The sequence below is a fragment of the Streptomyces sp. NPDC086077 genome (assembly GCF_040686175.1).
Classification (GTDB): Bacteria; Actinomycetota; Actinomycetes; order Streptomycetales; family Streptomycetaceae; genus Streptomyces.
Window position 1 is genome coordinate 24,911 of record NZ_JBFBJT010000049.1, and the last position, 22,449, is coordinate 47,359.

Consider the following 22,449-nt stretch of genomic DNA (forward strand, 5'->3'; position numbering starts at 1 on the left):
TGACCCCGGGTACGACACCGGGCGCCTCAGACTGCCTCGTACGCCAGCCCTTCGTAACCCTCGTACCCGTCGAGCCCTTCCAGGCCCTCGCAGACGCCCACCGCGCCGCCCCCGTACGCCATGGCCGCGGTACGCGGTTCGGCGCAGCGGTCCAGTTCGCACCAGATCTGCTTGCCGACGCCGTCGGGGCTCCAGCCCCAGCGGTCGGCGAGGCCGTCGACGAGCGCGAGGCCACGGCCGCCGGTCTCCTCGCCGTCCACCCACCGGGGGACCGGGGCGCTGGTGCTGCCGTCGGCGACCTCCACGCGGACGGTGGCGGGCTGGGGCAGGGAAAGGCGCAGCACGGCGGGGCAGCCGGTGTGCACGACGGCGTTGGTGACAAGTTCGGAGACGAGCAGGACCAGCGTCTCGGCGAGGGGTTCATCGGCTGCTATTCCGCACCCGGCAAGCCGCGAGCGGGCCCACCGACGGGCGCGCCCCACTTCCGCGGGGTCGGGCCGGATCTCCAGCTGCACTTGAAGCACCTGCACCGCTCACACCATCCGAACCGGTGGACACAGAGGCTCGCGCCTCAGGAGGGCCACGATCGTAGCCATTTTCTGCATGACCAGAACAACGGCCAGAGCAGAGATCACGGAACGTGAATCCCTTACGCAACAGCATGGTTGACGTACAGTCACCCCAACAAGCGCTTCGGGCATATTCCAGCGCGAAGGAGTACCCGTGCGGCATACTGTGCGACGCTCGCCGCAGAGAGTCGAACAGGCGGCGGAACAAGGCCCGTCACCGGCGTTGCTCGAGCTCGGAACCTCTCGCATCTCACACAAGGTACCGGAGCGGACCTTCGACTCCAGGACGTGACAAGTCACACCTAGGACACAAGCCGATATCAACGCTCCGTAATACCGGCGTGCCACAATCCGCGACATCCCGTATTACAGGGTTCGTCGACGCCGCAGGCAGGGGCCCTGTCAGAGCCCTTCGGCCAACAGATCGCGCGCGAGCACCTCCTCACTCTCCGTGACACCGCCCGCACGCTGGGTCCGCACCCAGGTCCGCTTCAGATGCAGGTGCACCTCCGCCTCCCAGGTGAAGCCCATGCCACCGTGCACCTGGAGGCAGTCGCGGGCGCCGCGCACGGCCGCCTCGTCGGCGAGCAGCCGGGCCGCGGCGACGTCCACGGGGTCCGCCGTGACGGCCGCCGCGTACACGGCGGCGCGCGCCACCTCCACCCGGACCAGGGACCGCGCGCACAGCTGCTGCACGGCCTGGAAGGCTCCGATCGGGCGTCCGAACTGCTCACGGGTCCGGGCGTGTTGCGCCGCCAGCTCGCACGTACGCACGGCCGTGCCGAGCTGCTCGGCCGCCGTGAGCAGCACGGCCACCGGATCCGCCACCCCCCGGGCCCCCGGCACCCGGTGCAGCGGCGTCAGCGGATCCACCGACCGCAACCCCACGGCCCCGGAGGCGTCGCCGCGCACGGCGTCGGCCTGCGTCAGCCACTCCACCAGCCCGCCCGCGTCGACGGCGGCCACGACGGCCGCCCCGTCCGCCGCGCCGGCCACCTCGCCCGCAGCGAGGTGCGTGGCGAGCAGCGGACCGGGCAGCAGCGCCCGCCCGGCCTCCTCGAACGCCAACACGGCCTCCGGCAGCCCGAGTCCCACGCCGCCCCGCGCCTGCGGCAGGCGCAGCGCGAAGAACCCCGCCGCGCCCAGCTCTCGCCACAGCGCCCGGTCCAGTGCGGGCGCCGCCCGCTCCACGGCCGTCCGGCGCGCCCCGCCGTCGAAGCGCCGGTCGAGCAGTTGGCGCAGCGCGGCCCGCAACGCGCGTTGCTCCGAAGTGAGTTGGAAGCGCACGGCTACCGCCCCTTCGGCAGGCCGAGGATCCGTTCGGCCACGATGGTGTGCTGGATCTGCGAGGTGCCGGCCGCGATGGTGTACGACAGCGAGGACAGCCGGTCGAGTGTCCACGGCCGGTCCAGGTCGAGCGCCTCGGGGCCCAGGACGTCGGCGGCGGCGTCGTAGAGGTCCTGGCGCGCGTGCGAGTACCTCAGTTTGAAAACCGAACCCCCGACCCCGGGGACCCCGCCCGAGGCCTCCGCCTCGCTCACGTTCCACTGGGTGAGCCGCCACAGCGCCCGGAACTCGGCGTTCAGCCGCCCCAGCCGCCGGCGCAGGACCGGATCGTCCCACCGGCCGTTCTTCCGGGCCTCGCGTGCGAGGTCGCCCAGCACCCGGCGGCAGGCCACCACCTCACCCACGAACGCCGTGCCGCGTTCGAACGACAGCGTCACCATGGTGACCCGCCAGCCGTCGTTCTCGTCGCCGACCCGGTTGGCGACGGGCACCCGCACCTCGTCGAGGAAGACCTCGGCGAACTCGGCCGAGCCGGCGAGGGTGCGCAGCGGCCGTACGGTGATGCCCGGCGCGTCCATCGGCATGGCCAGCCAGCTGATCCCCCGGTGCCGGGGCGCGGCGGTGTCCGTGCGCACCAACAGCTCGCACCAGTCGGCGACTTCGGCGTGCGAGGTCCAGATCTTGGAGCCGGAGACCACGTAGTCGTCGCCGTCCCGCCACGCGCGCGTGCGCAGTGCCGCGAGGTCGGACCCGGCGTCCGGTTCGCTGAAGCCCTGGCACCAGACCTGCTCGCCGCGCAGGACGGGCGGCAGCCAGCGGGCGCGCTGCGCCTCGGTCCCCTCCGCGGCGATGGTGGGCCCGGCGTGCAGCAGGCCGACGAAGTTGGCGCCCACGTAGGGGGCGCCGGCCCGCTCGGTCTCCTCCAGGAAGATCAGCCGCACGGTCGGGGACGCGTCCCAGTGGACGTCGCCGTACCCGGCGTCGTACAGCGTCCGCTGCCAGCCGAGGTCGTAGGCGCGCCGCCCCGGCCAGTCGTCCGGGGACGGCTTGGCCGGCAGGGAGGGCAGCACGCCCTTCAGCCACTTGCGCAGGCCGGCCCGGAACTCCTCCTCCTCGGGCGTGTACGTCAGGTCCACTACCGGTCCAGGTCGAGGTCCAGCATGCGGATGGCGTTGCCCCGCATCAGCTTGTACACGGTCTCGTCGTCGAGGCCCTTGACGTGGTCGAGGGCCACCTCCTTGGTGTGCGGGAACGTGGAGTCGACGTGCGGGTAGTCGGTCTCGAAGGTGGCGTTGTCACGCCCGACGACGTCCAGGGACGCGACCCCGTGCTTGTCGCGGAAGAAGCAGCAGAAGATCTGCCGGTAGTAATACGTCGACGGCGGCTCCGGGATGAGGTCGCGGACGCCGCCCCACGCGCGGTGCTCCTCCCAGACGTCGTCGGCACGCTCCAGGGCGTACGGGATCCAGCCCATCTGGCCCTCGGAATAGGCGAGCTTGAGCTGCGGGAAGCGCACCAGGACGCCGCTGAAGAGGAAGTCCGCCATCGAGGCCATCGCGTTGTTGAACGAGAGCGAGGCCTGCACGGCGGGGGGCGCGTCCGGGGACGCGGCCGGCATCTGGGACGACGACCCGATATGCATGTTGATCACGGTCCCGGTCTCCTGGCAGACCGCGAAGAACGGGTCCCAGTAGCCGGAGTGGATCGACGGCAGCCCCAGGTGGGTGGGGATCTCGGAGAACGTCACGGCCTTCACGCCGCGTGCGGCGTTGCGCCGGATCTCCGCGACGGCGAGGTCGATGTCCCACAGCGGGATCAGGCACAGCGGGATGAGGCGCCCGCCGCTGTCGCCGCACCACTCCTCGACCATCCAGTCGTTGTAGGCGCGCACGCAGGCCAGGGCGACCTCCTTGTCGTGCGCCTCGGCGAAGGTCTGCCCGCAGAAGCGCGGGAAGGTCGGGAAGCACAGGCTGCCCTCGACGTGGTTGAGGTCCATGTCCGCGAGCCGCGCCTTGGGGTCCCAGCAGCCGCGCCGCATCTGCTCCCGGGTGATGCCCTCCAGGGTCATCTCGTCGCGGTCGAAGCCGACGGCGGCGATGTTGCGCTTGTACGGGAACTTCAGGTCCTCGTAGATCCACCAGTCGGTGGGCTGGCCGTCCGGGTCCATGGTGATCTGGTACTTGCCGCCGACGTAGGCGAGTTCGCCGATGCCCGCGGTGAGCGGCTGGGGCCCGCGGTCCCGGAACCTGGCCGGCAGCCAGGTCTCGAAGAGGTGCGCGGGCTCGATCACGTGGTCGTCGACGCTGATGATGCGGGGCAGTTCGGTCATGGGTCCCCCTCCGCGGAGATCCGGATCTGACGATCCGTCAGATGACGCCGTACCGGAAGGCTAGTCCCGCACCCCTGGACCGACAAGGCGCCGAGCCCTACGCTCACCCCACTATCTGACTGGTCGTCAGCTCACCGGGGGCCACCGTGACCCTGCACACCACCGCGCACGAGCTCAGCACCGCACCCACCCTCTGGGACCTGCTCTCCCGCCGCGCCGACCGCACCCCCGACCGCCCCGTCCTGCTCCAGGACGACCGCACCCTGACCTTCGGCGCCCTGCGCACCCGCGCCGAGCGGACCGCGGCCGGGCTGTACGGCATGGGCGTGCGCCCCGGCACGGTCGTCGCCTGGCAGCTGCCCACCCGCGTCGAGACGGCGGTGCTGACCTTCGCGCTGGCCCGCCTGGGCGCCGTCCAGACCCCGCTCATCCCGTTCCTGCGCGACCGCGAGGTGGGCTTCGCGCTGCGCGAGTCGGGCGCCGGGTACTTCGCCGTACCGGGCACCTGGCGCGGCTTCGACCACACGGCGATGGCCCGGCGGCTCGGCGCGAAGGGGGTTTTCGAGGCGTACGAGGACCTGCCCGACGGCGATCCGTCGGTGTTGCCCGCGCCGCCGGAACGGGGCACCGACGTCCGCTGGATCTACTGGACCTCCGGCACCACCTCCGACCCCAAGGGCGTCCTGCACACGGACCGCTCCCTGATCGCGGGCGGCACGTGCCTGGCGCACGCCCTGCGCCCCACCGCCGACGACGTGGGGTCGATCGCCTTCCCGTACGCCCACATAGGCGGCCCCGACTACACGGTGATGCTGCTGCTGTACGGCTTCCCGGCGCTGCTGCTGGAACAGTTCGCGCTGCCGGACGCGCTGCCCGCGTACCGCGCACACGGGGTGACGATCGCCGGCGGTTCCACGGCGTTCTACTCGATGTTCCTGGCCGAGCAGCGCAAGCGGCCCGGGACCCCCGTCGTCCCGACCCTGCGGCTGCTCGCGGGCGGCGGGGCGCCGAAGCCGCCCGACGTCCACCACGCCGTCGTCCGCGAGATGGGCGTACAGCTCACCCACGGATACGGCATGACCGAGGTGCCGATGATCACCATGGGTACGCCGGACGACACCCCCGACAACCTGGCGACGACCGAGGGGCGCCCGCCGCGGGGCATGGAGATACGGATCGTCGACGGGGAGGTGCGGCTGCGCGGCGAGGCCGTTTGCCGGGGCTATCTCGACCCGGCGCAGACGGCCGAGGCGTTCGACGAGAACGGCTTCCTGCGCACCGGCGACCTCGGGCGGCTCACCGCCGACGGGCACCTGGTCCTCACCGGCCGGCTCAAGGACGTGATCATCCGCAAGGGCGAGAACATCTCCGCCAAGGAGATCGAGGAACTGCTGCACCGGCATCCGGCCGTCGCGGACGTGGCGGTGATCGGCCTGCCGGACGCCGAGCGGGGGGAGCGGGTCTGCGCGGTGATCGAGCAGCCGCCGCGGGTCACCCCGTTGACCCTGGAGGCGCTGACGTCCTACCTGCGCGCGGAAGGGCTGTCGGTGCACAAGCTGCCGGAGCAGCTGCAGGTGGTCGACGCCCTCCCGCGCAACGACACCCTGCGGAAGGTGCTCAAGTACAAGCTCAGGGACCGCTTCTCGGCTACTCGGGGACGGTGAAGTAGCGGGCGAACGCGGAGATGATCTCCGTCTCGCTCACCTTGCCGTCGCCGTCGCCGTCCAGCGAGCCGGCCGCGGCCCGCGCGATGTCGCCGGGGGCTCCGAGCACCCGCAGCACGCGTGCGAGGTCCTCGACGGTGGCCGCGCCGTCGCTGTCCGGGTCGGCGACGGCGAGGGCCGCGTGCAGGAAGGGGCGGGCGATCTCGGCGAAGCGGTCGGGGTTGTCGCGCAGCCGCTTGACCGCGCCGTTGACGAACTCCTCGCGGGTGATGCGCTGGTCACCGTCCCGGTCCGCTATCCCGGCCATGCCCTGCCAGAAGGCCTCGGCGCCGCCGTACAGCGCCTGGCCCTTGTCGGAGCGGGACGCCGTGCCGAACTCCACGAGCAGTGCCTTGGCCGCGCCACTGAAGTCCTCGCGGTCGATGTAGCCGTTGCCGTCCTGGTCGAAGGTGGCGAACCGGGCCGCGATCCTGCGCTCGTACTCGCTGCTGACCATGTCTTTCAGGCCGCCTCACGTCATGTCGGGTGCTTCTCGCCAGGGAGCGTACGACGCCGCGGGCGGTTCGGGAGCGGGAAAACGACGGTTGTGCCAAGACCGGGGGAATTTCGGAACAACGGTGTGGCAGAGAGTTCACGCGGAGAGAGGGCCGGCGTCGTCCGCGGTCGCGGAGGCCAGGTCGGGATGGACGTCGAACAGCCGCCGTACCCCCAGTGCGCCCAGAACTCGGTTGACGTGCGAGCCGTCGGCCGCGCCCTGGGCGGGGAGTATCAGCCGCAGTCGCCCCTGGCACGAGCGCAGCAGCCGACGGCCCGCGATCAGCACACCCACACCGCTGGAGTCGCAGAACCAGACCTCGGAGAGGTCGAGGACGAGACTGTGGCGGCCCTCGGCCACCGCGTCGTGCACCCGCTGACGGAGCACCGGCGATGTCACCAGGTCCAGCTCGCCCGACACATGGAGCACGGCCCAGTCGCCCTGCTCGCCGCCGGTCACCTTGAACGCCACCACCATGCCCTTCGTCGCCGGAACGTGCGGGAAACAGCCGGAACCATCCGGAAACGGAACCAGTCCCTACGCTTCCTTGCGGCGCGGCTGCCCAGCGGCCGTTCCCTGAAACACCTTGCCGGAAACGAAACCCAAACGGAAAAGGCTTGATTCAGTCGCATTCGATCCTGTTCGATCAGGTCTGGTCTTGTACGCGGTGGGTAGGCGCGGCGCGAAAGCGCACTATCACCTGCGACTGGTCGAGGGGCGCGCATTGGCACAAAGGGGCGTGCGTTGTCCGACGTGCCGACTACATTCGAGGTGGCGATGGACGCAGGCTGGACACCGGGACGAACCACGGGGAGGGGGCCGCATGGCGAAGAAGGACGCACCGCCCCGTTGGGACCGCAAGATGCAGCAGCGACTCGCACGCGGTGAGGCGGCCGCCCTCGGCGAGCTCTACGACCGTTTCGCCTCCCTCGTGCACGGTCTGGCCCACCGCGTGCTCGACGACGAGCGGGCCGCCGACGGCATCACCCGCGAGGTCTTCATACATCTGTGGGAGCACCCCGACGCGTACGACCCCAAGCAGGGCCCCCTCCGCTCCTGGGTGGCGACCCTGACCCACCGCCTGGCCGTACAGCGCCTGCGCGCCACCGAGACCGCGGCCCTCGCCGAGGGCGGGCACGGCTCCAGCGAGGACCTGGAGCTCAAGGTCCGCCACGCCTCCGTCGCCGCCCGTGCCGACTACATCGTCCAGTCCATGCCCGCCCCGCTGCGCGCCGCCCTGGAGCGCGCCTACTTCCAGCGCCGTGACTACCGCCAGACCGCCACCGACCTCGGCATCACCGAGGACGAGGCACGCCGGCGCCTCCGTCTGGGCCTGCAACTTCTCTCGACGGCCCACGACGCCGGCGCACCGCCCGGATACGGAGGTGCGGCGTGACGGACCCGGAACACCACGAACCGCCCGACGAGCACGAGCACCACCCGCACGGCGCGGAGAAGAAGGAGGACGAGCCGCACACCCCCGCCCACCAGCCCCGCATACCGATGCCAAGGGCCTCGGTGGAGGACACGGGCCTGCCCCTCCCCGCCCTCGACACCCTCCAGCCGTCCTACCCGCCCCTGGAACACCACGTCCTGAAGTCCCTGCTGGGCGCGTGGGCGCTGGCCGCCTGCTCCGCCGAGGAGACGCTGGCCGTCGAGGACCACCTCGGCCTGTGCGGCAACTGCGCCGACGAGGCGCGGCGGCTGCGCGAGGCGGTCGGCCTGCTGCAACGCCCCGACAGCCTCGACCTCGACCCGGGCCTGCGCACCCGCGTCCTGGCGACCTGCCTGGACCGGCGGCCACCGCGCATCCCGGTCCCCGAGTGGGCCAGGCCCTACGACGCCGAGACCGCACGCCTCGACGCCCTGCTCCAGGACTTCGGGGACGCCGAGTGGCACGCGCCGGTACGGCTGCGCTGGTTCGACGGCACGGAACCGGCCAGCCGCCGCACGACCGTCGCGGGCGTCATCGCCCACCTCGTGGCGGTCGACGGCCTGATCGCCGTCGCCCTCGGCCTGGACGACCCCCTGGGCGACACCGACGCCGACCCGCCGACGCCGACGGCCCGCACGGAGGCGTACTGGCGGGCCTCGCACTTCCCGCCCACCCGCACCGTCCAGGCGCCCTGGCGCGAACAGGGCCACGGCATCGTGCGTACGGCGTCCTTCACGGGCGGCACCGAGGGCAAGCTGGGCGTGCCGTACGGAGTGGGCGAGCTGCCGCTGCACGACGCGATGATCGAGCGGGCCTTCGAGTGCTGGGTGCACGCGGAGGACATCGCGGACGCGGTGGACTACCCCTACGACCCGCCGTCGGCCCGCCACCTCAACCGCATGATCGACCTCGCGGCCCGCCTGCTGCCCACGTCCCTCGCGGAACGCCGCCGCGCGGGCCTGGCGAGCCCCGCCCGGACCCACCGCCAACTGGTCCCCGCCGGCACCCCCGGCCGCACCCTCCGCCTGGAGATCGAGGGCTCCGGGGGCGGCGAGTGGCTGATCCCCCTGGACTCCCCCGCGGAGGTGGGCTCCACCGAGCACGAGGTGGCCCACGTCGCCCTGGACGGCGTCGAATTCTGCCGCCTGGCCGCGGGCCACGTCTCCCCCGAGGAGGCGGCAGCGGGCCAGCTGGGCGACCGCGAGGCCATCAGGGACGTCCTCCTCGCAGCAGCCTCCCTGAGCCGCATGTAGCCCCACGGCAGAGGACCGATCGCCCCCAACCAGGCGGCTGGCGCGGCACACCGCAGTCGCGTACGGCGGTAACCCCCCGGCACGGCCCCGACCCCGGACAGAAGGCGCCACCCGCACCCCCACCGCATCCGCACAGGCGCCGCAGGCCTGGCGGCGCGCCACCGCCTACGCGAACACGACCGTCCGACGCCCGTTCAGCAGAATCCGCCGCTCCGCGTGCCACTTCACGGCCCGCGCCAGCGCCTGGCACTCCACATCCCGCCCGATCCCGACCAGCTGATCCGGGGCGACATCGTGACGCACCCGCTCGACCTCCTGCTCGATGATCGGTCCCTCGTCCAGATCCGCCGTGACGTAGTGCGCCGTCGCGCCGATCAGCTTCACACCCCGCGCATGCGCCTGGTGGTACGGCTTGGCGCCCTTGAAGCTGGGCAGGAACGAGTGATGGATGTTGATGATCCGTCCGCTCAGCTGCTTGCACAGATCGTCGGAGAGCACCTGCATGTAGCGGGCCAGAACGACCAACTCCACGCCCTCTTCCCGCACGATCTCCAGCAGCCGCGCCTCCCCCTGCGACTTGGTGTCCTTCGTCACCGGAATGTGGTGGAACGGAATCCCGTAAGTACCCACCAGCTCGGCGAATTCGGTGTGGTTGGACACCACCCCGGCGATCTCCACAGGCAGCGCACCGATCCGCGCCCGGAACAGCAGATCGTTCAGGCAGTGCCCGAACTTGCTGACCATCAGCAGAATGCGCATCTTCTCGTCGGCCCGGTTGATCTGCCACTCCATGTGGAACGAGTCACCGATCGCCGCGAAGCTGGCCCGCAGCTTGTCCACCGTCACCGGCGCATCCGCCGAGAAGTGGACACGCATGAAGAACAGCCCCGTGTCATGGTCACCGAACTGCTGACTGTCCTCGATGTTGCAGCCGGTCATGAAGAGGTAGCTCGAGACGGCATGCACGATGCCCTTTTTGTCCGGGCAGGACAGAGTGAGGACGTACTGGTCGACCGGCGCGGCCGTCTCGGCCGCGGCTCTGTTGGGCTGCTCGTTCATGCACCACAGGGTCCCACACGGACCTGAGCAGCCAGAAGCCCTAGGCCGACCGCGTCAGGATCCGCAGCACCTCAAGCGTCCGAGGCGCCCCGTCGGGATCCTCCCCGTCGCTCACCGCCATCCGCACGTGCGCGTCCCGAGCCGCCCGCACCGCCTCCGGCCAGGCCGGATGCTCCATGTACGAGGACACCGGCGCGTCCGGCCCCACCTGGTGCATGATCCGCAGCACCCGCAGCACCGCGGTGTCGATCAGCGCGGCCTCCTGCGAGTCCCGGAATATGGTCCCGACGTACTTCTCGGCGGACCAGTGATCGAGCCAGGTGTCCTCGACCAGCCGGTACACGGCGTCGGTCACGTCCCCGTATCCCTCGACGCCCGCAAGCCAGACGTCCCGCTGGAACACCGGATCGGAAAGCATGTGCAGCGCGGAGCGCACATTGCTGCGCCAGCGCCACCACGGCATGTCGTTCAGTGGCATGCCACCCATCGTGGATGAGCGCTGCCCGCGACGGGAAGGGTTCACCGAACCTTGTACTCCTTGCACACCTTGCACGGTCATCGATCGTACGTTCCTCGCCACGCGCCGTTCACCGGACCCCGCAATTCACCTGGACGTCACCTCCTGTTGAGCAAGGGTCACTCAGAGGTTATTGATGTGGCGGAATCGTGCGGGCCCATGACCGGCAGGCGACGCACCCGCAGCACATTCCTCCCCGCCCTCACCGGGCCCGTCAAAACCCTGCGCGCGGCGGGCGCCCTGGTGGCGTGTGCGTCGCTCGCCGTCGGATGCGGGGTCGTCCCCGGTCTGCCGGGGGACACCGGGGACGACCCGATCACCGTCATGACCTGGGCCCCACAGGACACCAACACCACGAACAAGCCCGGCATGCCTGCCCTGGCGCTCGCCTACGCCCGCCACGTCAACGCCGACGGCGGCATCAACGGCCGCAAGCTCAAGGTCGTGATCTGCAACGACCGCAACGACAGCGTGCACGCCGCGAAGTGCGCGCGCCGCGCGGTCAAGCAGAAGGTCGCCGCGGTCGTCGGCTCCTACAGCCAGTTCGCCGACACGTTCTTCCCGATCCTCGAGGGAGCGGGCATACCGTACATAGGCGGCTACGGCATCACGAACGCCGAGTTCACCAGCCCGCTCTCCTACCCGGTCAACGGCGGCCAGCCCGCCCTGCTGGCCGGCCTCGGCAGGCAACTCGCGAGCAACTGCGGCCCGGTCACGTTGGTCCGGCCCGACACCATCGCGGGTGACGAACTTCCCAACCTTCTCAACTCGGGCCTCGAGTCGGGCGGTCACACCCACGTGACCGACCTTCGGGCGGCCGAGGACGCCACCGAGTTCTCCGCGCAGTCCGAGCAGGCCCTGACCCGGGCCACCGAGGACCCGGGGAAGCGGGGCTGCGTGGTGCCGGCCCTCGGCGACCGCACCAACACCTTCATGGACTCCTTCCGGCGCGACCGCGAGGAGTACCCCGACGTGCGCACGGGCACCGTGCTCGGCAGCGTCGACCAGACGGTCATCGACGCCACCGGTGGCGCGTCGAGCCCCTACGAGGGGGCGTACATCACCGGCTGGTACCCGGTGGAGACCGACAAGCGCTGGGACGGGATGAAGAAGGTCATCCGCGAACAGGCCTTCACCGACACCCGGATCGACCCCGCGGACGCGGGCGTGCAGACCACCTGGATCGCGTACACCGTCCTGGAGGCCGTCGTGAAGGCGCTCGGCGACGGCGAGGTCTCCGCGGACACGGTACGGCGCACCCTGGACGACGGATTCAAGGTCACCACGGGCGGGCTCACGCCGACCCTGCGCTGGCAGTTCCAGGACGTGCTGGCCTCCGTCGGCCTGCCGCGCCTGGTCAACACCGACGTGACTCCTCAGGTGGTCAAGGAGGGCCAGCTGGTGGCGGACCGCCAGGGCGCCATCGACGTGACGAAGACCCTCCAGGGCACCGAGAACCAGGAATGACCTCCCGGCGCCCGGCGCCCCGGTCACCTCACAACTGGGTCGGCTGGCGCTCGGTCAGGCCGTAGGTCCGGGCGATCGCGTTCCACAACTTGGCCGCCTCGGCCTTCTGCGTGGTGGCGATGCCGCTCTCCCGGTTGCCGGCGGCGGTCTGGCCGGTGCTGTGGGCCTGCCCCTTCTTGCAGAGCTTGCCCTTCTGCCCGGCGACCTGGTCGGCCCAGGCCGCGTAGTGGTTGTCCGCGGAGGCGGACGCCTTCCACGCCTTCTTGAGCGCGTCGGTCAGCGCGGCGTGCTCGGGCAGCTTGTCGACGGAGATCCCGGACAGCTGGGTGACCAGGCTGTTGCGCTGCTCGGCGGCGCCGCGCAGGTCCTGAGCGGCCTGGGCGAGGTTGCCGCAGGACTTCACCTGACCGACGGCACTGATCACCGTGGCCCGGCTGTCACCGCTGTCGGCGAGCAGCTTGTCCAGGGCGACGGCCTGCTCCTTCGCCGGGTCGGCGGACGGTGAGCCAGAGGCCTCGCTGCTCGCCGGGGCCGGGGCCGAGGCGGAGACGGGTAGAGGGTCCTTGTCCTGCTCACCGTCGCCACCCCCCGCGAGCAACGCGCCGGCCCCGATGCCGACCACGGCGATGGCGACGCCGCAGGCCGCGATGAGCGGCACCTTCGAGCCGGTCCGGCCACCGCCGTCCCGGGATCCCCGGGAGGCCCGCCGTCCCTGCGCCGGGCCGGGAGCGTCGTAGGACGGCTGCGGGGCGGCGTGTCCGGTGCTCTGCGGCGGCCCCTGGTAGCGGGGCATGTGCTGGGTGGCGCCGGCCTGGCCGCCGTCGCCGCCGGGTCCGCCGCGGAAGAGGTTGTCGAACTCGGCGGGCGGCTGCCGGTCCCCGTACGCCCCCTGCCCGGGCACGGGCGGGATGTACTGCGTGGCGTCGGCGTCGGATCCGGACGGCATCGGTCCGGCCCCTCCGCCGTCCTCCTGGGCCCTCCCGAGGTAGGTCGTCGTCTCGGCGGGCCGGTCCGCCGGTCCGCCGGACGGCATCTCGGGCGGCAGGGCCCCGGGCCCGACCGGCGGTATGTACTGCGTGGCGCCCTCGTCGCCGGAGGCCGTGGACGGCGCGTACCGGTGGGCGCCTCCGTCACCGGGCCCACCGGTGACGGGCGGGATGTACTGGGTGGCACCCTCGTTCCCGGGGCCGCCCGGGGCAGGGTAGTGACCGCCACCGACCGGCGGGATGTACTGCGTGGCCCCCTCGTCGCCGGGCGCGGCCGCGACCGGCGGTATGTACTGGGTCGCCCCGTCGTCGGCCGGCGGCATCGGTGCGCCGTGACCGGCGGGGGGCAGCGGCGCCGCGCCCGGCGTTCCGTAAGCCCCGTAGGACGCCTGTGGGTCGTTGCCGTACGGCTGGCCGGGCGCCGCCTCCTGGGGGAGCGCGCCCGGCTGGTCCTGCGCCGCCCACCGGGCAGGCTGCTGCGCCTGCCACGGATCGGCGGGCGGAGTCTGCCAGTCCTGGCCCGGCTGCGGGGCCGGGGCCTGGTGCTGTTCGGGCCCCCACGGCTGCCCCCAGGCCTGGCCGCCGGGCGGCGCCGAGGCCGGGGCGGGGCCGTCCTGTGGGGCGCCGTGCCGCTGCCCCGCGGCTCGGTCGGCGGGTCCGCCCGTCATACCCGGCAGCAGCGGTTCGCCACCGTCGGAGGGCAGCACGATGCCTTCGCGCGCGGGCCGCGCCGAGGGCTCCTCGCCCTGTCCACTCTGCGTCACCGGGGCTCCTACGAATGGGGGACCATCGGAATCGTCGGCTCACGCTACCGGGTCCCCCGAGCCGGTTGCCACGCAGCACAGGACCTGACCTCATGCCCTGTGACCGCCGTAACAAAACCGGCCCGCGGCACGCTGCTTATGTCACCTCCGGCTCCCGGCGCCCTCGTTCTCCGCGCGTTCACGCCCGCGCGAGGCGTATTTCACGCGGCCGCCTGGAGGTCCAGCCGCGCCCCGAACTCCCGTACCACGGACTCCTCCTGGAACGGCTCAAGCCGCTGCTGGAAGTCCTCCAGGTACTCGGCGCCCCGGTTCGAGCGGAGGGTCTCCAGCAGTTCGACCGCTTTCAGCCCCGTATGACAGGCCTGCTCGATCTCGCGCTGCTGCACCTGTGCCGTGGCGAGCAGCACGTAGCCGATCGCCCGCCTGCGCGCCCGGGACTCGGGGTGGCCGTCGAGGGACTCCTGCGCGCACCGCGCCGCCGCCTCGGCCTGGCCGAGGTCGCGATGGCAGTGGGCCAGTTCGTCGGCGAGATAGGCCTCGTCGAAGTGCGCGATCCACGCCGGGTCGTCGCCGGAGGCGCCGTCCACCTGCTCCATGGCGGTCACCGCCCGCCCGGCGGCCGCCTGGGTGGCGCGCGCGTCGCCCAGCAGGGCGTGCCCGCGCGCCTCGGCGGCGAGGAACATCGCCTCCGCGCGCGGGGTCACGCGCCCCCGCGCCCCCTCCTGTGCCGCCCGCGCCAACTGGGCGATCTCCCGCGGGTTTCCCAGCTGCGCGGCCAGGTGGCTCATGGACGCGGCGAGCACATAGCCGCCGTAACCACGGTCACCGGCGGCCTGCGCGAGCCGCAGCGCCTGGATGTAGTAGCGCTGGGCGAGGCCCGGCTGCCCGGTGTCGACCGCCATGTACCCGGCGAGCTCGGTCAACCGCGCCACGGCCGCGAAGAGTTCCCGCCCGACGGCCTCCCGGTACGAGCCGGCGAGCAGCCCCGAGACGACACTGTTGAGGTAGTGCACGACGACCGGGCGCACATGCCCGCTGCCGTACTGGTGGTCCAGGTCGACCAGGGCCTGCGTCATCGCGCACACGGCCGCCACGTCCGACTGGCCCACGCGCGGGCCCGCCGAGCGCGCCACCTGCGCGTCGGGCGCGGAGATCAGCCAGTCACGGCTCGGCTCCACCAGTGCGGAGGCCGCGACGGACGAACCGGACAGGAAGTCCCGGCGCCCCACGTCACTGCGCCACAGCTCGCAGACCTGCTCGATGGCGCCCAGTACCGTCGGCGAGAACTGGAGGCCGACGCCCGAGGCGAGGTTCTTGCCGTTGGCCATGCCGATCTCGTCGATCGTGACCGTACGGCCGAGCTTGCGGCCGAGCGCCTCCGCGATGATCGCCGGCGCGCGGCCACGCGGCTGCTGTCCGCGCAGCCAGCGGGCCACCGACGTCTTGTCGTAGCGCAGGTCGAGACCGTGCTCGGCGCCGCACATGTTGACGCGCCGGGCCAGCCCGGCGTTCGAGCAACCCGCTTCCTGGATGAGCGCTTGCAGCCGTTCGTTCGGCTGCCGTGCGACGAGAGGCCTTGCGGCCATGGCGTACCCCCTGAGGCTGCGGTGCCTGCCCGCACACCGAGTTGTCGTGTCTTCCAGGACCCGAGCCCCCCACCCTGCGGGAGCGAGGAATTCCGGCCGTGAAGATCAATGCCCCGCGGACATACCGAAAATGCGAGGCATGCGAGGATTGCCGGGGTACCGGCGGTTGCCGACCCCACACCTGGCTACCCAGCTCCCGCCGCGGTTCCTCCTGCGCGCCCCCGGACATGCACCCATGCGCCCCGGATGCCGAATCGATGCTCCTCCCGCGCGCGGTCCGGCCGTAACCCGAGGTGGGGCTGGGAGTTGTGTTGAGCGTGGAAAAGACGATCCCGGCCACCGAAGCCGCACAGATTCCGAAGCAGCGCGGCGAATCGCTGCTGGAGACCGCCGTTCGCTACGCCGAGGAGCGTCACTGGGACGTGTTCCCCGGCACCTGGCTGGAAGCCGTCGGCGGGGTGCAGCGCTGCTCCTGCGGCGACGCCGCGTGCGATGCGCCGGGGGCGCATCCGGCACGGCCGGACTGGGAGACGCAGGCGACCGGCAGTGCGACGGTGGCGCGCCGGATGTGGCAGAAGCAGCCGAACGCGTCGATCCTGCTGCCGACGGGCCGGACCTTCGACGCGATCTCCGTGCCGGAGACCGCCGGGTTCCTGGCCCTGGCCCGCATGGAGCGGATGGAGCTGATGCTGGGACCGGTGACGCTGACCCCTGACCGGAGGATGCAGTTCTTCGTGCTGCCGGGCGCGTCCGTGAAGGTTTCCGATCTGGTCCGGAAGCTGGGCTGGTCGATCGGGTCGCTCGACCTGGTCGCACTGGGCGAGGGCGGCTACGTCGCCGCGCCCCCCACCCGCTTCGGCTCTCGCGGCGCCGTCCAGTGGGTTTGCCGCCCCACCCCCGCCAACCGCTGGCTGCCGGACGCCGAGGAGTTGATCTCCCCGCTCGCGTACGCCTGCGGACGGGACCGCTGACCAGGTCCCACGGGACAGGGCTCCCCTTAGGGTGCTCCCATGAACCAGGGAGCAGGGGCGGGGACGGCCGCCGTACGCGTACGAGGGCTCTGGAAGCGTTTCGGGGAGCACGTCGCCGTCTCCGGGATCGATCTGGAGCTGCCCGCCGGGCGGTTCATCGGGCTGGTCGGGCCCAACGGGGCCGGAAAGACCACCACGCTGTCGATGGTCACCGGGCTGCTGCGCCCCGATCAGGGCTCCGTCGAGGTCGTCGGGCACGACGTGTGGCGGGACCCGGTGGAGGTCAAGGCCCGCATCGGGGTGCTCCCCGAGGGGCTGCGGCTGTTCGAGCGGCTGTCGGGCCGGGAGCTGCTGGCGTACACGGGCAGGCTGCGCGGCCTGCCCGGCGCCGAGGTCGACAAGCGGGCCACCCAGTTGCTCGACGTCCTCGACCTGGCCGGCGCACAGCACAAGCTGGTCGTCGACTACTCGACCGGCATGCGCAAGAAGATCGGACTCGCCGCCGCGCTGCTGCACAACCCCGAAGTGCTGTTCCTCGACGAGCCGTTCGAGGGCGTCGACCCGGTGTCCGCCCAGACCATCCGGCGCGTACTGGAGCGGTACACCGCCTCCGGCGCCACCGTCGTCTTCTCCTCCCACGTGATGGAGCTGGTCGAGTCGCTGTGCGACTGGGTGGCCGTGATGGCCGCCGGCCGGATCCGCGCCCACGGCCCGCTCGCCGAGGTCCGCGGCGACGCCCCCACGCTTCAGCAGGCCTTCCTCGAACTCGTCGGCGCCCACGACCGCGACGCCGGCAGCGACCTCCTGGACTGGCTCGGCGGCGGCGCCCGATGACCGGCACCACGGCGACCCTCGTACAGCTGAAGCTGTCCCTGCTGCGCAACGGACTGCGGCAGTCCGCCGGGCGGCGCGCCGCCTACATCGCCTCCGCGGTCCTCACCCTGCTCTTCGCCGCGCTGCAACTGCTCGGCCTGGTCCTGCTGCGCGGCAACGACCACGCCGACGCCGTGATCGTGCTGCTGGTCGCCGTACTGGCGCTGGGCTGGGCGGTGATGCCGCTGTTCTTCCCCGGCGGCGACGAGACCCTCGACCCCACCCGCCTGGTCATGCTGCCGCTGCGGGCCCGGCCGCTGGTGCGGGCGCTGCTCGCGGCCTCCCTGGTGGGCATCGGGCCCCTGTTCACCGTGTGCATGCTGGTCGGCTCCGTGATCGCGGTGGCGCGCGGCACGGCGGCGTACGTCGTAGGAGTCGTCGCCGCCGTGCTGGCGCTGCTGGTCTGCGTGGCCCTCGCGCGGGCCGTCGCCGCCGCCAACGTCCGGCTGCTGACAAGCCGCAGGGGGCGCGATCTGGCCGTGCTGAGCGGGCTCGTGATCGCGGTCGGCGCGCAGGTCGTCAACTTCGGTGCGCAGCGGATCGGTTCGGCCGGTCTGGGGCAGCTCGAACCGGCCGCCGACGTGCTGCGCTGGATACCGCCCGCCTCCGCGCTCGGCGCCGTGGACGCGGCCGGCGACGGCTCGTACGGCGTCGCCGCCGCCCAACTCGCCCTGACCGCGCTGGCCCTGGTGGCGCTCATCGCGGTGTGGGCACGGCATCTGCACCGGCTGATGACCTCGCCGGACGGGTCGACGATCCAGGCCATGGCCGAGACCGCCGTACGCGACCGGTCCTCCGGCGGGCCGGCGCGGCTGCTGCCGGGCGGGCGGACCGGGACGGTCATGGAGCGCAGCCTGCGCTACGTGTGGCGCGACCCGAAGACCAAGGCGGCCTGGGTGACGTCGCTGGCCATCGGGCTGATCGTGCCCGTGTTCAACGCCTTGCAGGGCACCGGGTCGATCTACTTCGCGTGCTTCGCCGCGGGCATGCTCGGCATCCAGATGTACAACCAGTTCGGGCAGGACACGTCCGCGTTCTGGATGGTCGCCATGACCATCTCCTCCACCCGCGACGCCGCAGTCGAACTGCGCGCGCGTGCCTACGCCCTGCTGCTGATCACCCTGCCGTACGCCCTTCTCGTCACCGTCCTGACCACGGCGCTGCTCGGTGACTGGGCCAAGCTGCTCGAGGTGCTGGGCCTGTCTTTCGCGCTGCTCGGCGCGATGCTGGCGACCGGGGCGTGGACCTCGGCGCGCTTCCCGTACTCCATCCCGCAGGAGGGCTACAAGAACGTGGCCCCCGGCCAGGTCGGGCTCGCCTGGATCTCGATCTTCGGCGGGATGGTGGCCGCGGCCCTGCTGTGCGCGCCCGTCATCGTGCTGACCATCCTGATCAACACCAGCGCGGACGGCGACGCGTGGACCTGGCTGCTGCTGCCCGTCGGGACGGCGTACGGGGCGGTGCTCACCTACCTCGGCCTCCGGCTGGCCGCGCCGCGCACGGCCCAGCGGCTGCCGGAGATCCTCGCGGCGGTCAGCAAGGGCTGAGCCGTCGGCCGACGTCAACTCCTGTCGCCCGCCCGCCGTTCGGGCTTACGATCGTGGGACGGCAGTCGGCGTTGGGGGCGCGAGTGGCCAGGTGGTTCGGCAAGTCCCAGGAGAAACGGCCCGGCGACGACGATCCGCTGGGCACCGCGGACGAACTGCGGCTGGCCTACGGGCAGACGGGCGACCCGCGCCTGCTGCACCGCGCGGTCCAGGCGGCGGAACGGGCCCGGGAGGGCAGTACGGCCGACGACCCGCGCCACGCCGCCGCCCTGTCCGCGCTGTGCATGCTGTACCGGCTGCGCTGGGAGCGGGAACGGGACGCACGGCTGCTGGACCGGTCGGTGACGTACGGACGGGAGGCCGTCGAGGTCTCCCCGCCCGGCGACCCCGAGCTCGGCCGGCACATGTCGTCGCTGGCCACCTCGCTCCAGGAGGCCTTCGACCGCACCGGTAGGCGGCAGGACATCGACGAGGCCATCGCCCTCTACCGCGGCTGCCTCGACATCCTGGCGCCCGACCACCCCGAACACGCCGGGCAGGAGTCCAACCTCGCCAACGCGCTGCTCCGCCGGGTCCAGAAGTTCCCGGACCCGGCCGCGCTGGAGGAGGCCGTGGGGCACGCCCGCGCCGCGCTCGACCACACCCCGGCCCACGATCCGATGCACCCGGTGCGGCTGGTCAACCTGGGCGGGGCGCTGCTCGGGCTCGTGCAGGGCGGGCAGGTCCGGCACGCGGCCGAGGCGCAGGAGCTGTACGAGCGGGCCCTGCGCGAGTTCCCCCGCACCCATCCCGCGTACGGCTCCGTCCAGGGGGCGGTGGAGCGGATCCGCCACCTGCGCGGCATGCTCGGCATCTGAGCCGCGGAGGTGTCCGGCATGGCGGAACTGCGCCTTGAGGTGCGGGACTTCACAGGCCTCGACCGCTGGCGGTGGGAGCTGACCGAGCCGGGCGGCGGGCGTGTACTTGCCCGGCACGAGGTACGGCTCGACCCGGGCTGCCCGCCGTACGAGGCGTTCCTCGACATCCCCGGCCATGTGCGGCGGCATGCGGCGCCCGACCGCCGGACGGAGCGGGAGCGCGAGATCGTGCGGGAGGTCGGGGCATGGATCGGCACGGAGATCCTCGGCCCCGCCACCGGCGTCCTCCTGGCGGCCGCCCCGGTGGTCGTACGGGTCGTGGTCCCGACGGAAGTCCCCGAGGCGCGGCGGCTGCTGTACGTACCGCTGGAACTCGCCCACGTCGACGGGCGGCCGCTGGCCCTTCGGGGCGTCTCCCTGGTGATGCAGATCGGCGACTCCTGCGACCCGCACGCACCGGTCGCGGAGGGACGGCCGGTGCGGGTGCTGGCCCTGTTCAGCCAGCCGGAGGGCAGCCGGGCCCTGAACCTGCGGCGGGAACGGCTCGCGCTGACCAGGCTGTTCGCCGGCGCCGGACGGCACGTCGAGGTGCGGACGTTGCAGTACGGGGTGACGCGGGAGCGGCTGCGGGACGTGTTCGCCGAGGGGTGGGACGTCGTCCATGTGTCCGGTCACGGGGCACCCGGTGAGCTGCTGCTGGAGACCGGGAGCGGCGGGACGGACCGGATCCCGGCGCCGGAGCTGGGGGCGCTGCTGGGCGTGGCCCGCGGGGTGTCGCTGGTGACCGTGTCGGCGTGCTGGTCGGGGGCGTCGACGGTGCGGGAGCAGCGGCGGGCGCTGGGGGTGCCCACGGCCGGGGTCCCGGTGGACGAGGGGGGCCGCCCGCCGCACGTGGTCGGCGCACTGGCCGGGGAGCTGGTGGAGCGGCTCGGGTGCGCGGTGCTGGCGTTGCGCCATCCGGTGACGGACCGGTTCGCGATCACGCTGGCGGAGGGGCTGTACCGGCGTCTGATCATCGAAGGCAGGCCGCTGCCGGAGGCGCTCGAAGGGGTGCTGGCGCAGGAGCGCGACGCGGAGCGGTCGGCTCTGGAGGCGGGAACACCGGCGCTGTTCGGCGCACGGGCCGCGCGGTTGCGCCTGGCGGCGCCGCCCCGGCGTACGCCGCGGGTCGATCGCCTCCCTCGACTCCCCGCTCTCCCGGAGCACTTCGTGGGCCGGGTCGCCCTCATGGCGCGGGCCGGCGCCGCCCTCGCCCCGCGCAGCGGTCTGTGCGGCGTGTTCCTGCAAGGCATGCCCGGCGTCGGCAAGACGGCCTGCGCACGGGAGCTGGTGGCGACACACGCGCACGCCTTCGAGGAGGTCGCCTGGTTCAAGGCACCGGAACGCCCGGAGACGGACGGCCGCGCGGCCCTCGCGGAGTTCGCGGTGCTGTCGGAGGGGTTCCTGCGGGGGCGGCGAGGGCCTGACGACCAGCACGGGACCGACGCGCCACCCGGCGGCAACGGGCAGCACGCCGGTGACGGACGGCCGCACGCCGACGGGCGGTTCTGCGCTGACGAGCAGCTCGACGACGGGCGGCGGTTCGATGGCGACGGGGGGTTCGGCCTCGGCGGGGAGTTCGACCTCGACGGGCGGTTCGAGGAGTTCGTGGGCGCCGTCGCCCGGTGTCTTGCGCGGCGGCGGCTGCTGGTCGTCGTGGACCATCTCGACGGACTCCTCACGCCCACCGGGGCCTGGCGGGACGCGCGGTGGGAGGCGCTGCTCGCGGCGCTGTCGCGGCATGACGGGCCCGGACGGCTGATCCTGACCGGCCGGGTACGCCCGCCCGGCCCGGGCCCCCGGGTGCCGACGGCACCGGTCGACCTGCTGAACCCGGACGAGGCCCTGCTCCTCGTCCGCGAGCTGCCCCACCTCGGCCGCCTCGCCGACGGCCGCGCGCCCGGCATCGCCCCGGGCACCGCGCGCCGTCACCTCACCAGCCTGCTGGACCTCACCCAGGGCCACCCCAAGCTGCTCGAACTCGCCGACGGCCAGGCCGCCGACCCGGCGCGCCTGACCGCGTTGCTGGGGTCCGCCGGACGGGCCTGGGCGGAAACGGGTGAGGTGCCCGAGGGCTTCTTCACGGCCGGCCCGACCGTCCCCCGGGACGCCGACCACGCGCGCGTGCTGAGCGTCTGGACGGACGGCGTCACCGACGCCCTGGCGCCCGCCCCGCGCGACCTGTTCCACGTCCTGTGCTGCCTGGAGGAGCCCGACCGCACCCGGCCGGTCCTCGACCACAACTGGCCCGCACTGCGCGCCGGCCTCGGCCATCCCGACGCGCCCCTCACCCCGCTCCTCGACACCCTGGTCACATGCGGACTGCTCACCCGGCGGACCGCACCGGCACCGCAAGGGACGCACGAGTCGTACGACATCCAGCCCGCCGTCGCCGCCGAGGGGCGGGCGCGGGCCGGGGAGGCGTTCCGGCAGCTGGTGGACACGCGGATGTCCGGGTACTGGGTGCGGGTCTTCGAGCTCGCGTGGGCACGGGAGGGAACCGACGCGGAGGGCGCCCGTCTCGCCGGGCCGGTGCTCGCGCGCGCGGGTCTGTCGGCGGCGCCGTACCTGATCCGGTCACGCGTCTGGCAGGGCGCCGAGGCGCTGCTCCAGGCCGTGCTGCGCCGGGACGGCAGCCGGGCGACCCGGGTCCGGGTGCTGCCCGTGCTGCGCCGGCTCGCCGCCCTCGCCGCGACCGGCACCGGCGCCCC

General features: G+C 72.7%; 19 protein-coding genes. 9 read left to right on the forward strand and 10 right to left on the reverse strand.

Annotated features, from left to right (window positions below; genetic code table 11):
* Window positions 1–26: 26 nt before the first annotated feature.
* The 4 genes from AB0O67_RS16635 to AB0O67_RS16650 form a co-directional block, all read right to left on the reverse strand.
* Window positions 27–515: an ATP-binding protein gene (locus tag AB0O67_RS16635; RefSeq protein ID WP_365450627.1), complete on the reverse strand. Its 489-nt coding sequence runs from the start codon at window positions 513–515 to the stop codon at window positions 27–29.
* Between the two features lie 456 nt (window positions 516–971).
* Window positions 972–1,856 carry an acyl-CoA dehydrogenase family protein gene (locus AB0O67_RS16640; RefSeq protein WP_365450590.1) on the reverse strand — a complete coding sequence of 295 codons (885 nt, stop codon included), beginning with the start codon at window positions 1,854–1,856 and terminating at the stop codon, window positions 972–974.
* 2 nt (window positions 1,857–1,858) lie between these two features.
* Window positions 1,859–2,992 carry an acyl-CoA dehydrogenase family protein gene (locus AB0O67_RS16645; RefSeq protein ID WP_365450592.1) on the reverse strand — a complete coding sequence of 378 codons (1,134 nt, stop codon included), beginning with the start codon at window positions 2,990–2,992 and terminating at the stop codon, window positions 1,859–1,861.
* Window positions 2,992–4,185, reverse strand: a complete 1,194-nt coding sequence (locus AB0O67_RS16650; RefSeq protein WP_365450594.1) for an amidohydrolase family protein — start codon at window positions 4,183–4,185, stop codon at window positions 2,992–2,994. The genes AB0O67_RS16645 and AB0O67_RS16650 overlap by 1 nt, the downstream gene beginning before the upstream one ends.
* A 152-nt stretch (window positions 4,186–4,337) precedes the next feature.
* Here AB0O67_RS16650 and AB0O67_RS16655 point away from each other — a divergent pair, with 152 nt between their 5' ends.
* Entirely contained in the window at window positions 4,338–5,849 is a 1,512-nt protein-coding gene (locus AB0O67_RS16655) for an AMP-binding protein (protein WP_365450629.1), read from the forward strand.
* Here AB0O67_RS16655 and AB0O67_RS16660 read toward each other — a convergent pair.
* The gene (locus AB0O67_RS16660) at window positions 5,833–6,345 is read right to left on the reverse strand and encodes an EF-hand domain-containing protein (RefSeq protein ID WP_365450597.1); all 513 of its coding nucleotides are present in this window, start codon (window positions 6,343–6,345) and stop codon (window positions 5,833–5,835) included. The two genes, AB0O67_RS16655 and AB0O67_RS16660, sit on opposite strands and share 17 nt — an antisense overlap.
* A 135-nt stretch (window positions 6,346–6,480) precedes the next feature.
* On the reverse strand, window positions 6,481–6,861 hold the full coding sequence (locus tag AB0O67_RS16665) for an STAS domain-containing protein (protein WP_365450599.1): 381 nt from the start codon (window positions 6,859–6,861) through the stop codon (window positions 6,481–6,483).
* A gap of 346 nt (window positions 6,862–7,207) precedes the next feature.
* Here AB0O67_RS16665 and AB0O67_RS16670 point away from each other — a divergent pair, with 346 nt between their 5' ends.
* Window positions 7,208–7,780 carry a sigma-70 family RNA polymerase sigma factor gene (locus tag AB0O67_RS16670; protein WP_365450602.1) on the forward strand — a complete coding sequence of 191 codons (573 nt, stop codon included), beginning with the start codon at window positions 7,208–7,210 and terminating at the stop codon, window positions 7,778–7,780.
* Window positions 7,781–7,881: 101 nt separating this feature from the next.
* The gene (locus AB0O67_RS16675) at window positions 7,882–9,072 is read left to right on the forward strand and encodes a maleylpyruvate isomerase N-terminal domain-containing protein (RefSeq protein ID WP_365450631.1); all 1,191 of its coding nucleotides are present in this window, start codon (window positions 7,882–7,884) and stop codon (window positions 9,070–9,072) included.
* 165 nt (window positions 9,073–9,237) lie between these two features.
* On the opposite strand, the gene purU is transcribed toward AB0O67_RS16675, so the two are convergent.
* Both purU and AB0O67_RS16685 read right to left on the reverse strand, forming a co-directional pair.
* Entirely contained in the window at window positions 9,238–10,131 is an 894-nt protein-coding gene (purU, locus tag AB0O67_RS16680) for a formyltetrahydrofolate deformylase (protein ID WP_365450604.1), read from the reverse strand.
* A gap of 40 nt (window positions 10,132–10,171) precedes the next feature.
* Window positions 10,172–10,690 carry a hypothetical protein gene (locus AB0O67_RS16685; protein WP_365450607.1) on the reverse strand — a complete coding sequence of 173 codons (519 nt, stop codon included), beginning with the start codon at window positions 10,688–10,690 and terminating at the stop codon, window positions 10,172–10,174.
* A gap of 117 nt (window positions 10,691–10,807) precedes the next feature.
* On the opposite strand from AB0O67_RS16685, the gene AB0O67_RS16690 reads away from it, so the two are divergent.
* On the forward strand, window positions 10,808–12,115 hold the full coding sequence (locus AB0O67_RS16690; protein ID WP_365450609.1) for an ABC transporter substrate-binding protein: 1,308 nt from the start codon (window positions 10,808–10,810) through the stop codon (window positions 12,113–12,115).
* Window positions 12,116–12,143: 28 nt separating this feature from the next.
* Here the strand turns inward: AB0O67_RS16690 and AB0O67_RS16695 are convergent, their stop codons facing one another.
* Both AB0O67_RS16695 and AB0O67_RS16700 read right to left on the reverse strand, forming a co-directional pair.
* The gene (locus tag AB0O67_RS16695) at window positions 12,144–13,865 is read right to left on the reverse strand and encodes a hypothetical protein (protein WP_365450611.1); all 1,722 of its coding nucleotides are present in this window, start codon (window positions 13,863–13,865) and stop codon (window positions 12,144–12,146) included.
* 200 nt (window positions 13,866–14,065) lie between these two features.
* Window positions 14,066–15,451, reverse strand: a complete 1,386-nt coding sequence (locus AB0O67_RS16700) for a transcriptional regulator (RefSeq protein ID WP_365450613.1) — start codon at window positions 15,449–15,451, stop codon at window positions 14,066–14,068.
* A gap of 308 nt (window positions 15,452–15,759) precedes the next feature.
* On the opposite strand from AB0O67_RS16700, the gene AB0O67_RS16705 reads away from it, so the two are divergent.
* From AB0O67_RS16705 to AB0O67_RS16725, 5 genes are all read left to right on the forward strand, one after another.
* Window positions 15,760–16,422: a bifunctional DNA primase/polymerase gene (locus AB0O67_RS16705; protein WP_365450615.1), complete on the forward strand. Its 663-nt coding sequence runs from the start codon at window positions 15,760–15,762 to the stop codon at window positions 16,420–16,422.
* A 39-nt stretch (window positions 16,423–16,461) separates the two neighbouring features.
* Entirely contained in the window at window positions 16,462–17,256 is a 795-nt protein-coding gene (locus AB0O67_RS16710) for an ABC transporter ATP-binding protein (RefSeq protein WP_365450617.1), read from the forward strand.
* Complete coding sequence (locus AB0O67_RS16715) at window positions 17,253–18,842, forward strand: transporter (RefSeq protein WP_365450619.1); 1,590 nt, start codon at window positions 17,253–17,255, stop codon at window positions 18,840–18,842. Before AB0O67_RS16710 ends, AB0O67_RS16715 begins: the two co-directional genes overlap by 4 nt.
* 83 nt (window positions 18,843–18,925) lie before the next feature.
* Complete coding sequence (locus AB0O67_RS16720) at window positions 18,926–19,699, forward strand: hypothetical protein (RefSeq protein ID WP_365450621.1); 774 nt, start codon at window positions 18,926–18,928, stop codon at window positions 19,697–19,699.
* A gap of 18 nt (window positions 19,700–19,717) precedes the next feature.
* Window positions 19,718–22,449: CHAT domain-containing protein (locus AB0O67_RS16725; RefSeq protein ID WP_365450623.1), on the forward strand; the 2,732-nt coding region annotated here is incomplete at its 3' end.